Origin of the sequence: Cellvibrio japonicus Ueda107 (assembly GCF_000019225.1) — a bacterium.
Classification (GTDB): Bacteria; Pseudomonadota; Gammaproteobacteria; order Pseudomonadales; family Cellvibrionaceae; genus Cellvibrio; species Cellvibrio japonicus.
Genome location: NC_010995.1, coordinates 843,727 through 859,643 on the forward strand (window position 1 = coordinate 843,727; position 15,917 = coordinate 859,643).

Consider the following 15,917-nt stretch of genomic DNA (forward strand, 5'->3'; position numbering starts at 1 on the left):
TTGACCATGTCTAAGAAAATGATCAAAGTGACTCAGATTAAGAGCACCGCTCATCGTCTGAAGAATCACCAGGCCTGTGTTCGTGGCTTGGGACTGCGTCGTATCGGTCATACTGTGGAAGTGGAAGACACTCCTTCTGTACGCGGTATGATCAATGCTGTTAATTACCTGGTGAAGGTTGAGGGAGAGTAAGATGCGTCTGAATACACTTAGCCCGGCACCGGGTAGAATCCACGCTAAAAAGCGTGTTGGTCGCGGTATTGGTAGCGGCCTGGGTAAAACTGCTGGTCGTGGCCACAAGGGTTTGAAATCCCGCTCTGGTGGTTCCGTGCGTCCTGGTTTTGAAGGCGGTCAAATGCCTTTGCAAATCCGTCTGCCCAAGTACGGTTTTACTTCCCGTATTAGTTTGGTAACAGCAGAAATTCGCCTATCTGAGCTGAACGCCATTGAAGGTTCGGTAGTGGATATCGAAACTCTGAAACAAGCTGGTTTGATCAGCTCTGTTATCAAGCGCGCTAAAATCTTTGCCTCAGGCGAAGTGAAAAAGGCAGTGACAGTGAAAGGTTTGGCTGTTACTAAAGGCGCTAAGGCTGCAATCGAAGCCGCTGGCGGAAAAGTAGAAGAGTAACGAGGCGCGAATGGCAACTCCTAGTAATCTGCCATTAGCCAATCAAAGAGGCTTGGGCGAGCTTTGGGCTCGCCTTCGCTTTCTGTTTTTGGCGATAGTGATTTATCGTATTGGCACCCATATTCCAGTTCCTGGTCTTGACCCCGAGCGTATTGCCAATCTGTTTAATCAGAATCAGGGCACTATTCTCGGAATGTTCAATATGTTTTCAGGCGGTGCCTTGGAGCGTATGAGTATTCTGGCGCTGGGTATCATGCCGTACATTTCTGCATCGATTATCATGCAGTTGCTTACCGCAGTTACTCCCTCGCTTGAGCAGTTGAAGAAAGAAGGAGATGCCGGTCGTCGCAAGATCAACCAGTACACTCGTTACTTCACTGTTGTGCTTGCCAGTGTTCAGGCTTTGGCAATGGCAGTAAGCTTTTCTGGCTTTGCTTATGGTGGTGAACCAGGATTTGCCTATTATTTTATTGCTGTTGTTTCATTGGTTACCGGTGCCATTTTTATGATGTGGCTGGGTGAGCAGGTGACTGAGAGGGGAATTGGCAATGGTATTTCCATGCTGATTTTCGCTGGTATTGTCGCCGGTATGCCCAGTGCCATAGGTCAAGCCTTCGAGAGCGCCCGTCAGGGAGACCTTAATATTCTGGCACTCCTGATCGTTGCTATTCTGGCATTGGTGATTATCTGGTTGGTTGTGCGTATTGAACGTGGCCAGCGTCGCATCACGGTTAACTATGCCAAGCGCCAGCAGGGACGTCAGGCCTATGCTGCCCAAAGTAGCCATCTGCCACTGAAAATAAATATGTCAGGTGTTATTCCTGCGATTTTTGCGAGCAGTATTTTGTTGTTCCCTGCCTCTATTGCCCAATGGTTTGGCCAGGGTGGTGATGGTGTTATTAACAATGTGCTTCAGGAAATCGCTTTGGCTATTGGCCCTGGTCAGCCGCTTTATATCCTGTTGTTTGCTGGTTTGATTACCTTCTTCTGTTTCTTCTATACCGCGTTGATGTTTAATCCTCGCGAAGTGGCTGATAATCTGAAGAAGTCTGGTGCCTATATTCCAGGTATCCGCCCAGGTGAGCACTCTGCCAAATATATTGATAGTGTTTTGACCAGATTAACTGTGGTCGGCGCTATTTATATGTCCGCTGTCTGTTTGCTGCCGGAGTTTCTGATTGTGGTCACTAATGTGCCCTTTTATTTAGGTGGAACTTCGCTGCTGATTGTGGTGGTGGTGTTGATGGACTTTATGTCCCAGGTACAGGCTCATTTGATGTCTCATCAGTATGAATCGCTGATGAAGAAGTCAAATCTTAAAGGATATGGCAGCGGTATCGTTCGCTAATCCTTAAATTCGAGGTTAGATAATGAAAGTTCGTGCTTCTGTTAAAAAAATTTGTCGCAATTGCAAGATGGTGCGTCGCAACGGTGTTCTGCGTGTAATTTGCAGTGTTGAGCCGCGTCACAAGCAGCGTCAAGGCTGATTCAGGCCTTATTTGGCATCAGGCAGGTTGACTCTGTTAACCTGCCTGAATGTTTAATAAAGGTTGATTGGCATTAGGGGGCGTTGACTGTCGTCGGATGAGAAATTATCCGGCTATTGCTTTATGGGGTATTTGTCGCTATCCTGCGCGCCTTTTGTTTAGGGGCGGGGTGGCGCATTTGCTGTCAACGCTACAATTCAGGTGTTATTGGAGTAATTTGAATGGCTCGTATAGCTGGTGTAAACATACCAGATAACAAACATGCCGTTATCTCGTTGACCTATGTCTATGGTATTGGTCGTACCACCGCCAAGCAGATCTGTGCTGCTACTGGTATTGCCGAAGACACCAAGATTGGCACACTGTCTGAAGAGCAGATGGATGCCATCCGTGCTGAAGTTGGCAAACACACCGTAGAAGGTGATTTGCGTCGTGAAATCAACATGAATATCAAGCGTTTGATGGACCTGGGCTGCTACCGCGGTCTGCGTCACCGTCGTGGCTTGCCTCTGCGTGGTCAGCGTACCAAAACCAACGCGCGTACTCGCAAAGGCCCACGCAAGCCCATCAAGAAGTAAGCCTTGATCGCATAATCATCAATTTACGGTAAATTTAGTAGGAAGATTGCTATGGCTAAGCCAGGTAATAAGACCGCAACCAAAAAGAAAGTCAAAAAGACGGTGATTGATGGCGTTGCGCACATCCACGCCTCTTTTAACAACACTATTGTGACTATCACTGACCGTCAGGGTAATGCTCTGGCATGGGCTACCTCCGGTGGCTCGGGTTTCCGTGGTTCACGTAAATCTACTCCATTCGCTGCTCAGGTTGCTGCCGAGCGCGCGGGTGAAGCGGCCAAAGAATACGGCCTGAAGAATCTCGACGTTGAAGTGAAGGGCCCAGGCCCAGGTCGCGAATCTGCTGTTCGTGCACTGAATAATGTTGGCTACAAAATAACCAATATCACTGACGTAACACCGATTCCTCACAACGGCTGCCGTCCGCCGAAAAAACGTCGCGTGTAAGGGGAGACTTAGAGAATGGCTCGTTATATTGGACCTACCTGTAAACTGTCTCGTCGCGAAGGTACAGACCTGTTTCTGAAAAGCGGCGCGCGTGCACTGGATTCCAAGTGCAAAATTGAAACTGCTCCTGGCCAACATGGTCAACGTCGTGGTCGCCTGTCTGACTACGGTGTACAGTTGCGTGAAAAGCAAAAAGTTCGTCGTATTTACGGCGTGCTGGAAAAGCAATTCCGCGGTTACTACAAAGAAGCTGCCCGTCGTAAAGGCGCTACCGGTGAAAACCTGTTGAAGTTGCTGGAATCCCGTCTTGATAACGTGGTTTATCGTATGGGCTTTGGTGCTACTCGCTCTGAATCTCGTCAGTTGGTTTCGCACAAGGCTATCAGTGTTAATGGCAAAACCGTTAATGTTGCCTCTTTCCAGGTTGCTGCCGGTGATGTGGTTGCTGTGCGTGAAAAAGCTAAAAATCAGCTGCGTATTCAAAGCGCGTTGAATCTTGCTGGCCAGCGCAGCAATGTAGAGTGGGTTGACGTGAACACCGAGAAAAAAGAAGGTGTATTTAAGCGCGTTCCTGATCGTGTTGATCTTCCTGCTGACATCAACGAGAACCTCATCGTCGAGCTTTACTCCAAGTAAGGGACGATTCGCTAACAGGTGTGGCTATGCAGACTGCAGTAAACGAATTTTTGACCCCACGTCATATCGATGTTTCAGAAATTACTCCAACCCGCGCGCGCGTGGTGTTGGAGCCGCTGGAACGTGGCTTTGGACATACATTAGGCAACGCCTTGCGTCGTATTCTGCTCTCTTCTATGGCCGGTTGCGCCATTGTTGAAGCGGAAATCGACGGTGTATTGCACGAGTACAGCGCTATTGAAGGTGTACGCGAGGATGTGATTGAGATCCTGCTGAACCTGAAAGGTGTTGCGGTGGTAATGCACGGTAAGGATTCAACGGTTCTTACCCTGAGCAAGAAAGGTCCAGGTGTTGTTACCGCTGGTGATATTCAGGTAGATCACGACGTTGAGATCAAAAATCCAGATCATGTTATTGCCAACATCACTGGTAATACTGAGCTGAAAATGCGTCTGACGATTGCTCGTGGTCGCGGTTACCAGCCGGCTGACAGTCGTCGTCGCGATGACGATGAAAGTCGTGCAATTGGTCGTTTGCAGCTGGATGCTTCGTTCAGCCCTGTCAAGCGTTTGGCTTACAGTGTTGAAAGTGCCCGTGTTGAGCAGCGTACTGACCTGGATAAGCTGGTTCTGGATCTGGAAACCAACGGTACTATTGATCCGGAAGAAGCTATCCGTCGTGCTGCTACCATCCTGCAACAGCAGTTGGCAGTATTCGTTGACCTGGAAGGTGAGAAACAGTCTGCGCCGGAACAGAAAGAAGAGGCGATTGATCCGATTCTGTTGCGTCCGGTGGATGATCTGGAGCTCACTGTGCGCTCGGCTAACTGCCTGAAAGCGGAAAACATTTATTACATTGGCGATCTGATCCAGCGCACAGAAGTTGAGCTGTTGAAGACTCCTAACCTGGGTAAAAAGTCTCTTACCGAGATTAAAGATGTACTGGCTTCACGTGGTTTGTCGCTCGGTATGCGTTTGGAAAACTGGCCGCCAGCCAGTTTAAAGAACGACTAACAGGTTATTGCCAATATTAGTTCGCCCGTTAACTCACTTCGGTGCGGGCGATTAACGAGATTGTGTCAAACAATCCATTTTTGAAGGTATTGAGTTATGCGTCATCGTCTTAGTGGTCGTCAATTGGGCCGTAATTCATCTCATCGCAAGGCCATGTTCCGCAACATGTCTGCTTCTTTGGTTGAGCATGAACTGATCAAAACTACCCTGCCCAAGGCAAAAGAACTGCGCCGTGTGATCGAGCCGTTGATCACCCTGGCTAAAGTGGATTCTGTTGCTAATCGCCGTTTGGCGAATGCCCGCCTGCAGAGCAAATCTGCTGTGGGTAAATTGTTCAGCGAACTGGGCAAGCGTTACGCGACCCGTCCAGGTGGTTATGTGCGTATCCTCAAGTGCGGCTTCCGTGCTGGCGACAAGGCTCCTATGGCCTATGTTGAGTTGGTAGATCGCCCTGCTCGCGCTGTTGAAACCGCTGTGGAAGTTGATGCTGAATAAGTATCTGCTGATAACATAAAAAACCGGGCCATGAGCCCGGTTTTTTTATGTCGGAAGAAAAGTGGGTTGTTTCATACTATTGCACAGCATCCTTGCTGTTGGCGTGCGCGCCTATTTTTTTGTCGCTTTGCTTTTCTTGATTTTGAGCATGGGTTTGAGGAATCGCCCTGTGTGGGAGTGAGTTAATTCTGCGACGGCTTCCGGTGTGCCGGTAGCGATAATTTGCCCGCCACCACTGCCACCCTCTGGCCCCAGGTCGACAATCCAGTCGGCAGTTTTGATCACATCCAGATTGTGCTCAATCACTACAACGGTGTTGCCGTGATCGCGCAGGCGATGCAGTACGGTAAGCAGTTGCTGTATATCGTAGAAGTGCAAGCCGGTGGTGGGTTCGTCGAGGATATACAGGGTGCGCCCGGTATCGCGTTTGGAGAGCTCTTTGGCCAGTTTGACGCGCTGGGCCTCACCGCCGGATAGGGTGGTTGCAGATTGTCCGAGGCGAATATAGGAAAGTCCCACATCCATTAGGGTTTGCAGTTTATTGGCGATAGAGGGGATGGCGTCGAAGAAGCTGCGCGCGTCTTCTACGGTCATTTCCAGCACTTCATGGATATTTTTACCCTTGTATTTCACATCCAGGGTCTCGCGGTTATAGCGTTTTCCCTTACACACGTCACAGGGTACATAGACATCGGGAAGGAAGTGCATCTCTACCTTGGTGACGCCATCACCCTGGCAGGCTTCGCAGCGGCCGCCTTTTACGTTAAAGCTGAAGCGACCCGGCTGGTAACCGCGTGAACGCGACTCCTGGGTACCGGCGAACAACTCGCGCACAGGGGTGAAAATGCCGGTGTAGGTGGCCGGGTTTGAGCGGGGGGTGCGTCCAATAGGGCTCTGGTCTATATCCACACATTTGTCGAAAAACTCCAGTCCCTCGATCTTGTCGTAGACGGCGGGGGTCATGGTGCTGGCACCATTCAGTGCTGTGGCCGCCAGGGGATGGAGGGTGGCATTGATAAGGGTGGATTTGCCGGAACCGGAAACGCCGGTGACACAGGTCATTAGCCCCACGGGAATTTCCAGCGTGACGTTTTGCAGGTTGTTGCCCTTGGCTCCCACCAGGCGAAGCATGTGCTTGGGATCTGCCGGATGGCGTTTGGCCGGTACGGCAATTTCCCGGACGCCACTCAGGTATTGCCCGGTAATCGAGTCGGGAGTGGCCATGATGTCCTTCACCTTGCCCTGGGCAATGACTTGACCGCCGTGAACTCCTGCTCCGGGACCAATGTCGATGACGTGGTCGGCGAGGCGTATGGCGTCCTCATCGTGTTCTACCACAATGACGGTATTGCCTATATTGCGCAGGTGGGTGAGGGTTTTTAGCAGTCGCTCATTGTCGCGCTGGTGCAGGCCGATAGAGGGCTCGTCGAGGATATACATCACCCCCACCAGGCCGGCACCTATCTGGCTTGCCAGGCGGATACGCTGTGCTTCACCGCCGGAGAGGGTTTCGGCGCTGCGGCTGAGGGTCAGGTAGTTGAGGCCCACATCCACCAAAAATCGGAAGCGATCGCGTAACTCTTTGAGGATCTTGTCGGCAATGCCGGCCTTGCGCCCGGTAAATGACAGTTGGGTGTAGTAATCGTGGGCCTCGGCGACAGGCATATCGGTGATTTGAGGCAGGGTGCGCTCATCGATAAAGACATGGCGTGCCTCTTTGCGCAGCCGCGTGCCACCGCAGTCGGGACAATGCTGTGACGACAGGTATTTGGCCAGTTCTTCGCGCACCGAGCTGGATTCCGTATCCCGGTAGCGGCGCTCCATATTGGGTAGAACGCCTTCGAAGGTATGGCTGCGTTTGTAAACATCACCGCGATCATTGATGTAGTTAAAGGCGATGACCTCTTCGCCCGAACCGTAAAGAATCGCCTCCTTGTGTTTGGCTTTCAGTTTGCTCCAGGGCGTATCCACACTAAAGCCATAATGGTTGGCGAGGGAATTGAGCATGTGGAAGTAATAGACGTTGCGCTTGTCCCAGCCGCGGATAGCACCCTCGGAGAGGCTGAGTTTTGCATCCTGGATGACCTTGTCTTCATCAAAAAACTGCTTTACACCCAATCCATCGCAGCTTGGGCAGGCACCGGCGGGGTTGTTGAAGGAGAAGAGCCTTGGCTCCAGTTCGCTCAGGCTGTAATCACAGACCGGGCAGGCGTGTTTGGATGAAAACAGGCGGTCAGGTGCAACATCATCCATATCGCTAATGCAGGCAATGCCATCGGACAGGTTAAGTGCCGTTTCAAAGGACTCTGCCAGGCGCAGCTTCAGGTCTTCACGCACTTTGAAACGGTCGATGACCACTTCGATGGTGTGCTTCTTTTTCTTGTCCAGTTTGGGTACATCGTCCAGGTCGCAGAGGATGCCGTCAATTCGTGCGCGAATAAAACCATCGCGCTTTAGCTGCTCGAAGGTATGTAAATGCTCACCTTTGCGATCGCGCACTATCGGGGCGAGCAACATCAGTTTGGTGCCTTCGGGTAAGGCCAGGACGGTATCTACCATTTCACTGATGGTTTGAGCAGACAGGGGGACATTGTGGTCCGGGCAGCGCGCTTCGCCGACGCGGGCGTAGAGCAAACGCAGGTAGTCGTAGATTTCGGTGATGGTGCCCACGGTGGAACGCGGGTTATGGGACGTAGACTTTTGCTCGATGGAAATGGCGGGGCTCAACCCCTCCACATGATCCACATCGGGTTTTTCCATCATCGACAAAAACTGGCGGGCGTAGGTTGACAGGGATTCCACATAGCGGCGTTGACCCTCGGCATAGAGGGTATCGAACGCGAGAGAGGATTTCCCCGAGCCAGATGGGCCGGTGATGACCACCAGCTTATCGCGCGGGATCTCCAGGTCGATATTTTTGAGGTTGTGGGTGCGTGCGCCCCTGACAATGATTTTGTCCATGAACTCCGGCCTTAATACGATGGGTACGGGTTAACTGCGGCAAATGGTAAATGGCATGCAAAGCTGGCGATTATACGGCAAGGCTGTGTCAGGTGATGTCAGTGGTGTGATCAATTGAGTGAAAACAGCATTAAAAGCTGCATGGTCTTGGTCTGATGCCCGGTCAATTGCTAGAATCCCCGACCGTTTTTCTCTGTGTTCCCCATACCATGCCTGATTCTGCACCTACGCCGTCACCCTCGCTACCTGTCCCTTTCGAGCGCAAGGTGGTGTTGTCTTTGGCGGCGCTTTACAGCTTCCGTATGTTCGGCCTGTTTATGTTGCTGCCGGTATTGTCCGTCTATGGCAGCGATTATGCGGATCACAGCCCATTCCTGTTGGGGTTGGCCCTGGGCGCCTATGGGCTGAGCCAGGCGTTATTGCAAATTCCTTTTGGGGTGATGTCGGATCGCTTTGGTCGCAAACCCCTGATTTTGGCCGGGCTGCTGCTGTTTGCCCTGGGCAGTGTTGTGGCGGCCATGGCCGATTCTGTCTATGGCTTGATCCTGGGGCGCTTTTTGCAGGGGTGTGGTGCCATATCGGCGGCTGTTATGGCACTGCTGACAGATCTTACCTCGGAAGAAAATCGCACCAAAGCCATGGCGACCATCGGTGCTTCCATCGGTATGTCCTTTTCGGTGGCGATGACATTGGGGCCCGTCCTGGCAGCCTGGGGGGGCGTTGGTGCCATCTTTTGGCTAACCGCCGGGTTGGGCCTCGCAGGTGTCTATATCCTGCTGGCAGTGGTGCCCAATGTGAGTGTTACGGCAGCTCCCAGGCGCGAAGCGGTGGCTGTGCCCAATTTGCTCTGGCATACCTTGTCCCATCCCGAGTTGCGTCGCCTTAACCTGGGTATTTTCGTACTGCATTTTGTCCTCATGGCAAATTTTGTGGTGTTGCCCCTGGTCTTGCAAAACCAGTTGGCTATTCCGCGCAATTACCATGGGTTTGTCTATTTCCCGCTGCTTGCCCTGGCATTTATGTTGATGTTGCCGTTTGTGATCATCGCGGAAAAGCGCCGCCAGATTAAACCGGTATTCCTGGCAGCCATCGGCTTATTACTGGTATCCGAGTTGCTGTTGGTTTGGCTATCGCACTCTATGATCCCGGCACTACTGGTCCTATTCCTGTTTTTTGTCGCCTTTAACCTGCTGGAAGCTACCCAGCCTTCGCTGGTGAGTAAAATCGCCCCGGCGGGAGCCAAGGGGACGGCTACGGGGATTTATGCGACCTGCCAGGTGTTGGGTGTTTTTGGCGGGGGAGCTTTGGGCGGCTGGTTACTGGAGCAGCAGTTGGGTGTTGCCGCTGTGTTTATGGTGAATGCAGCCCTGACATTATTGTGGTTGCTGGGCGCCTGGGGGATGACACCGCCACGTTTTCTGGCCAGTGTGTTAATTCCCTTGCGCGGCCGCGATCCGCAATGGGTTGCTGATCAATTGCGCCAGGTCAACGGGGTGGCAGAGGTGGTCATTGTCAGCTCGGAGAATATGGCCTATCTCAAAGTTGATCAAAAACTGGTGGATCGCAAGGCGCTGGCAACAATTGTGGATGCCGGGCCGCAGGTGTAAAGTGGCACAGCGCTGCGGTGCACCTAATCCTTAACGAAAAATCCCTTAACGCAAAAGTCGCCAGGCTAATAAAATCCGCCCTATTGTGCGGTGAATCAGAAGGCGAATACACGATTACCCAAGAGGAATGTTTTATGGCACGTGGTATCAACAAAGTGATCCTGATTGGCAATATAGGCCAGGACCCCGAGGTGAAATATATGCCTTCCGGTGGCGCGGTTACCAACATCAGTGTGGCAACCTCCGAGACCTGGAAAGACAAAAACACCGGGCAGGCCCAGGAGCGTACCGAATGGCACCGCGTTGTGTTGTTCAACCGTTTAGGTGAAATCGCCGGTGAATACCTGCGCAAAGGCAGCAAGGTTTATATTGAAGGTTCACTGCGCACCCGTAAATGGCAGGGCCAGGATGGTTCTGACCGCTATACCACGGAAATTGTGGCCAGCGAAATGCAGATGCTGGACGGGCGGGGCGATAACGCCGGCGCGGGTATGGGTGGCGGTGCGGCTGCGGGAGCAATGGGGGCTGGCATGGGCGGCTATGATCAGAGCCCTCAATATAACAGCGCACCGCAAGGTGGATTTAATCAAGGCGGCGGCTATAACCAGGGCGGTTATAACCCCCAGCAGCAACCAAATCGGGGATTCAACCAGCCAGCGCAAAATCCGGCGCCGAATAATCCTCCATCCGGGTTTGACAGTTTTGATGATGACATTCCGTTTTAACGGATACCTTACCTAAAAAAGCCGGGGCATTTGCCCCGGTTTTTTTAACGGTTTTAACAATTATCTATTTCATACAGGGAGATAGTGTCGTGATAATCTTCTCATTGTGCGCTTTGGATCGACTGGGTTACTATCCACCGCAATCGGCTAGACATTACAACAATCATAAAGCGGCGGGGAGACAACCACGTTGAAAGACGATAAACCCACATCCTTTGATATCGCCTATCGTGCAGGGGTATCACAATCCACGGTGTCACGAGCCTTGCGTAATAGCCCCTTGGTGAACGAGGAAACGCGCCTCAAGGTGCAGCAAATTGCGCGTGAATTGAATTATAAAGTTGATAAAAATGCGAGCAGTTTGCGCTCCCAGCAAACAAAAACGATTGCCCTGTTGCTCTGTGAGGACCACGGTACTGGCGACTCGTTGATTAACCCCTTTTTCCTTTCCATGTTGGGCAGTATTACCCGTGCAACCGCAATCCGCGGTTACGATCTGTTGATCTCTTTCCAGCAATTCAGTGAGGATTGGCACGCGGACTATGAGGATGCGAATCGCGCCGACGGTATTATTTTCCTTGGTTATGGCGATTACGAAGGCTTTGTCAAAAAGCTGACCTATCTGACAGAGGTCGGGGCGCACTTCATCACTTGGGGGCCGGTACTGGAGGGGCAACCCGGGGTGTCCATTGGCTGTGATAACTTCAATAGCGCCTATCATGCTGCGAAGCACCTGATAGGGCTTGGGCGCAAACAAATCGCATTTCTGGGTGATGTCTCTGAACACAGTCCTGAGTTCCGCGATCGCTACCTCGGTTTTTGCAAAGCATTACAAGAGGCCGGGGTGGCAATTAATCCGCAGCTGCAGGTAGCCGCGGAAACCTCGGAGGAAGAGGGCTATAAGGCCACATTGAGTTTGTTGCAACGCAGGCTCAAGTTTGATGCTGTCTTTGGTGCAAGCGACCTGATCGCCATAGGCGCTATAAAGGCATTGGAGGAAGCAGAATTACATGTGCCCCGCGATGTGGCTGTCATGGGGTTTGATGATATTCCCATGGCGTCCTATACCCACCCTCCACTGACCACCGTGCGTCAGGACACCTTATTGGCAGGGGAGTTATTAGTGGAGAACCTGTTGCGCCTGGTGGAAGGGCAAAAGCCGGAATCACTGCTGCTGCCGGCCAAGTTGGTTGTGCGTGGCTCCTGCGGCGAGAAATTGCAAAAACCATAAAGTCCTGGGGGGCGCTCTCAAGGCATCCACCCCATAAACGCTAGCCCCATAAAAAAAGCCCGTGCCATATCAATGGCCCGGGCTTTTTTTATGGGTTGCTGGTCAGTGGCCCTGTGGGCTTAACTCAACATCATCGTTACGGTCGTCTTTAACGAAAACCACCGAGATGGCGCCGAGAACCATGGCGACACCGGCCAATACGACGATATAAATCGCTTCATTGTGGAAGACATGCTTAAGGATCTGGCCGGCAACCAGCCCCGAGACGATCTGTGGTGCGGCGATCGTGAAATTGAATATCCCCATGTACACCCCGGTTTTATCCGCAGGCAATGAGCCGGCCAGGATCGCATAGGGCATGGCGAGAATGGCGGCCCAGGCGATACCAATGCCAATCATCGGGAAAATCAGGTTGAGGGCTCCCTGGGGAATGGTGACCTGGGTGATCAACAGATTTACATCAACCTGGGTTGCATCCTGCATAAACAGGAAGCTGATATAACCCAGACCGCCCACCAGCAGGGATAGCGAGTAGGTCAGCTTGCGGCCGAATTTATTGGCGATACGGGCTAGCACAACAGAAAAAAGAGCGGCGAACAGCGAGTAGGCGGCGAAGATAATGCCCACCCAATCCCCGGCTGCACCTTTGGCCGCAGCAATCTCTGCGGGAATGGCATCAAGGGAGTGCAGGTAATTCGGGTCAAACCACTTGGCTTCAATGTGCCAGATATGCTGGGTAATGGCGGGAGTGGTGTACACCCACATGATGAACAGGGCAAACCAGGAGAAAAACTGCACAACAGCCAATTGGCGCATGGTTTGGGGCATATTGATAAACAGTTGCCAGAAGCCTGCCAGGCGCTGACTCAGGGAAGCTTTGGGAGCAGGGGCAGTATTCAGCGTTAACCCCTTGTAGCGACTGTACTCCTCGGGCGGATACTCCCTGGTGCGGAACACTGTCCAGAGCACGGTGCCCAGCATCACACTGGCACCGATATAAAATGCCCACATTACCGTAGGGGCTACTTCACCCCTGGCCGCGGTATTCGACAGTCCGATCACATTGGTGAGCAGGAAGGGCAGGATGGAGCCTATCACCGCGCCTATATTGATCAGCAGCGATTGCACGGAATAGCCAAGGGTGCGCTGTTGGCTGGGAACCATATCGGATACCAGCGCACGGAATGGCTGCATAGTGACATTAAAGGCACCGTCCATCAGTGCCAACATAAGTCCGCCAAAAATCATGGGTGCCATGATGGAGACAAAGAGCGGCGCATTGGGCATTAGCAACATGCCCAATGCCGCGGCGATGGCGCCGCCCAGGATATAGGGATTGCGGCGCCCCATACGGTTCCAGGTGCGGTCAGACGCTGCACCGACGATGGGTTGTACGATGAGCCCCATGACCGGTGCCGCAAGCCAAAACAGGGACAGCGAGTGCAAATCTGCGCCCAAATCCGACAGTACACGGCTGACGTTGGCATTTTGCAGCGCAAAGCCGAATTGCACTCCTAAAAAACCAAAGCTGACATTCCAAACCTGCCAGAAGGGGAGTGTAGGTTGCTTCATAGTGATATTGCCTTTGTTATTGCCTGATGGGTTGTTATGGCAGGGTGATAAGTGATGGGTTGAGTGATTAAAAAACAACTGCGGAACCCGTCGGATTCCGCAGTCGGATGTTGATCGGATAGGTGCTATTCGCTTTTGACATAGCGCGCTTCAGTGCTTGCATTGCGATCCCAGACCTTGCCATCGCTGTAACTGCGCAGCAGCTTGATATATTCGGCGTGAGTCCATGCCAGGGGAGTTGCCGAGTTGGTGCCTTGGCCCAACTGGTAGTGATACACCGAATTGTCCCCAACGCCGTCCCAGACCTGCTCCGGGAGCATCATCCCCTCGTTGGCAAACAGCTCCATGCCTTTCACATAGATGCTGCGCAGGTTGTTGATGTCCAGGGTATGGCTGGCTTTAGCCAGCGCTAATTCATAGTGGCCGCGCTCGCCGGTAAAAAAGGGCCAGACACGACCGCGTTGACCGGGTGTGCTGGTATCGTTAACCGCGGCATAACCGGCGCCATTGGTAATGTCTTCGCCATAACCATCTATGCCGTAACGGCGCCAGCCCGGGAATTTGCCCTCTATCCCCGGGAAAGTGAATTCGTATTTGGTGCGCAGCACATCCGGTAATTGCAGGTTGTCATATTCCGGTATGGTTTCCAGCACCTGGGGGTGGGTGGCGGAGCGCACGCCGTAGCGCACCAGCTCCAGGAAGCCGCCATCGATTACCAGTGACTCATCGGTAATATCCTGGCCATTGCGGTTGTCCAGGGGCGCGCGGTCGTTCGGATCCTGATTCTGGGTAATACGCAGATAGTACTGTCCATTGCCTTGCGTACCGGTCAGGGAGCCCTGGGTGGTGAAGGTGTATTTTTCCAGGTTTGCCGAGAAATCATCCGCCGCACTCTGGTAGCGTTCGGCATTGGCATTATCACCGGATTGCCGGGCGATATCCGCGGCGGAAACCAGCCCCGCAATAATGGCCGCGATGGTCGAAGGCGAATAACCCTGTTGCTCTTCCCAGCGCTCTTGCTGGGTAAAGGGTGGTTTGATCTCGGTATCGATCCAGTCGATCTTCACCTTGCCGCCATCGGTGAGGAAATCGGCGGCCGGTTTAAGCATTTTGTGGTACCAGCCGGTGATATCACTATCACTCAGTACCCCCTCTTTCCACAGGCGCCAGCCAAGCATGATAGGCATAGCGGTTTGATCCATCTGCACGGCAATCCATTCGATGGTGCCATCCACATGGGTCTTCTGCAGGAAATAACCGGGGGTACCTTCGTAACCGGGAGTGCTGCTGTTCACTTGCACTTTTTGCAAATATTCAAAGGCTACCCTGGGCGATTGCGTATCGCCCAGGGCGAGCATTGCCATGGCGACCTGATAGAAGTCGCGTGGCCAAACCGCCTTGTAGCCTGTCGCCGAGTGTTCGGCTGACTTGATGTCGCCCCAGGGATTGGACAAGGATGCAATCAAGGCACCCGCATGGGTTTTGTCTTCCTGTGCCTTGAGTACCAGCGCACTGGTATAAAGCAGCTTGCCGCCATCGGTTGCTGTCGCGGCCAGGTTGTTAAGCGCCGGCAGTGATTGCAGGTAATCCTGCCAGCCGATGGCATCGCCATCGCCGTTGTAATGGGCTAATACCTTGTCGTAGCCTTTCGCCAGCGTTAGCTCAGCAGCTGTACGGCTTTCTGCTGGAGATTGGCCAAAACCCAGGGCCAGATCAAATTCCACTGTTTGCCCATGATTGAGGCTGGCCAATTGCAAGGTCATCCCCACATTGCCGGCGGTATCACCGGTGGTGGTGTAGGTTTTTGTCATGCTGCCGGTGGCTTTCAATTCGCTAATGCCGTCAGAGACACCGACAAATCCCACGCTGCCCTGCACTATGTGCGCTGTCGTTTTCAGGCTCATGCTGGTATTGCCTTCACTCGCGGTAAGCACACCATCGACATAGCTGGCACTGTCATTGCTGCCAGTATTGGCAAGTGCGGTATCGGCATAAAGGTAGGGCGTAATACCATCGGCGAGTGCGGTGAACTTCACGCGCATCATCAGTGACTGACTGTCCGGATCGGTAAAAATATGTTTTTCGATGCGGTATTTGCCATCTTTATCGGTATTAATCAATTTATAGGCCAGCGATAACGGGCGGCCTTGTTCATCGGTTTTCAGATAACTGATTTCGGATTGGGTATCCGTTTTTTCTTCATCAAGAAAGTCATCGCCTTTGATGAAAAATTGCAACTCACGCAGCTGTGCCTCGTGGATCAATCCGTACATGGTTTCGGTCAGGATGCCCTGGGCAAGGGAAAACCAGACTTTGGAAACCGTACCCGTCGCGGCGGCATCACTGTATTGTCCATTGAGGTATTGCTCATAAGAGGTACCGATACCGGTCTTACCCGAGTAAGACCAAAGCGCAGGAGCACCGGGGGCACCTGGCGCTGTTTGATCTGTTGTAGACGTGCTTGTCGGGGATTTGTCGGAGCAGGCGGCAACAAAAAACGCACTGCTGATGGCCAGTGCAAACAGGCTTCTTTTCAT

General features: G+C 52.5%; 15 protein-coding genes. 12 read left to right on the forward strand and 3 right to left on the reverse strand.

Going from position 1 to position 15,917, the window contains the following annotated elements; genetic code table 11:
• The first annotated feature begins 6 nt into the window (after nucleotides 1–6).
• From rpmD to rplQ, 9 genes are all read left to right on the forward strand, one after another.
• The gene (gene rpmD / locus CJA_RS03505; protein WP_041551007.1) at nucleotides 7–192 is read left to right on the forward strand and encodes a 50S ribosomal protein L30; all 186 of its coding nucleotides are present in this window, start codon (nucleotides 7–9) and stop codon (nucleotides 190–192) included.
• 1 nt (nucleotide 193) lies between these two features.
• The gene (gene rplO, locus CJA_RS03510; protein WP_012486381.1) at nucleotides 194–628 is read left to right on the forward strand and encodes a 50S ribosomal protein L15; all 435 of its coding nucleotides are present in this window, start codon (nucleotides 194–196) and stop codon (nucleotides 626–628) included.
• A gap of 10 nt (nucleotides 629–638) precedes the next feature.
• Nucleotides 639–1,976, forward strand: a complete 1,338-nt coding sequence (gene secY / locus CJA_RS03515) for a preprotein translocase subunit SecY (protein WP_012486382.1) — start codon at nucleotides 639–641, stop codon at nucleotides 1,974–1,976.
• Between the two features lie 22 nt (nucleotides 1,977–1,998).
• Nucleotides 1,999–2,115, forward strand: a complete 117-nt coding sequence (gene rpmJ, locus CJA_RS18955) for a 50S ribosomal protein L36 (RefSeq protein ID WP_012486383.1) — start codon at nucleotides 1,999–2,001, stop codon at nucleotides 2,113–2,115.
• Nucleotides 2,116–2,336: 221 nt separating this feature from the next.
• A complete protein-coding gene (gene rpsM / locus CJA_RS03520; RefSeq protein ID WP_012486384.1) occupies nucleotides 2,337–2,693 on the forward strand; it encodes a 30S ribosomal protein S13 in 357 nt (118 codons plus the stop codon).
• A 51-nt stretch (nucleotides 2,694–2,744) separates the two neighbouring features.
• Complete coding sequence (rpsK, locus tag CJA_RS03525) at nucleotides 2,745–3,140, forward strand: 30S ribosomal protein S11 (protein WP_012486385.1); 396 nt, start codon at nucleotides 2,745–2,747, stop codon at nucleotides 3,138–3,140.
• A 15-nt stretch (nucleotides 3,141–3,155) separates the two neighbouring features.
• Nucleotides 3,156–3,776, forward strand: a complete 621-nt coding sequence (gene rpsD / locus CJA_RS03530) for a 30S ribosomal protein S4 (protein ID WP_012486386.1) — start codon at nucleotides 3,156–3,158, stop codon at nucleotides 3,774–3,776.
• 26 nt (nucleotides 3,777–3,802) lie between these two features.
• The gene (locus CJA_RS03535) at nucleotides 3,803–4,789 is read left to right on the forward strand and encodes a DNA-directed RNA polymerase subunit alpha (protein WP_012486387.1); all 987 of its coding nucleotides are present in this window, start codon (nucleotides 3,803–3,805) and stop codon (nucleotides 4,787–4,789) included.
• Nucleotides 4,790–4,885: 96 nt separating this feature from the next.
• Nucleotides 4,886–5,284 (forward strand): 50S ribosomal protein L17, encoded by a 399-nt coding sequence (rplQ, locus tag CJA_RS03540; RefSeq protein WP_012486388.1) that lies wholly within the window; start codon nucleotides 4,886–4,888, stop codon nucleotides 5,282–5,284.
• 111 nt (nucleotides 5,285–5,395) lie between these two features.
• Here rplQ and uvrA read toward each other — a convergent pair whose 3' ends face one another.
• A complete protein-coding gene (uvrA, locus tag CJA_RS03545) occupies nucleotides 5,396–8,245 on the reverse strand; it encodes an excinuclease ABC subunit UvrA (protein WP_012486389.1) in 2,850 nt (949 codons plus the stop codon).
• A gap of 209 nt (nucleotides 8,246–8,454) precedes the next feature.
• Here uvrA and CJA_RS03550 point away from each other — a divergent pair, with 209 nt between their 5' ends.
• From CJA_RS03550 to CJA_RS03560, 3 genes are all read left to right on the forward strand, one after another.
• Nucleotides 8,455–9,852 carry an MFS transporter gene (locus CJA_RS03550; RefSeq protein ID WP_041551009.1) on the forward strand — a complete coding sequence of 466 codons (1,398 nt, stop codon included), beginning with the start codon at nucleotides 8,455–8,457 and terminating at the stop codon, nucleotides 9,850–9,852.
• Between the two features lie 134 nt (nucleotides 9,853–9,986).
• Nucleotides 9,987–10,577: a single-stranded DNA-binding protein gene (gene ssb / locus CJA_RS03555; RefSeq protein ID WP_041551011.1), complete on the forward strand. Its 591-nt coding sequence runs from the start codon at nucleotides 9,987–9,989 to the stop codon at nucleotides 10,575–10,577.
• A 190-nt stretch (nucleotides 10,578–10,767) separates the two neighbouring features.
• On the forward strand, nucleotides 10,768–11,808 hold the full coding sequence (locus tag CJA_RS03560; protein WP_012486392.1) for a LacI family DNA-binding transcriptional regulator: 1,041 nt from the start codon (nucleotides 10,768–10,770) through the stop codon (nucleotides 11,806–11,808).
• Nucleotides 11,809–11,910: 102 nt separating this feature from the next.
• On the opposite strand, the gene CJA_RS03565 is transcribed toward CJA_RS03560, so the two are convergent.
• Both CJA_RS03565 and CJA_RS03570 read right to left on the reverse strand, forming a co-directional pair.
• On the reverse strand, nucleotides 11,911–13,380 hold the full coding sequence (locus CJA_RS03565; protein WP_041551013.1) for an MFS transporter: 1,470 nt from the start codon (nucleotides 13,378–13,380) through the stop codon (nucleotides 11,911–11,913).
• Nucleotides 13,381–13,505: 125 nt separating this feature from the next.
• Nucleotides 13,506–15,917, reverse strand: a complete 2,412-nt coding sequence (locus CJA_RS03570; RefSeq protein WP_012486394.1) for a glucan 1,4-alpha-glucosidase — start codon at nucleotides 15,915–15,917, stop codon at nucleotides 13,506–13,508.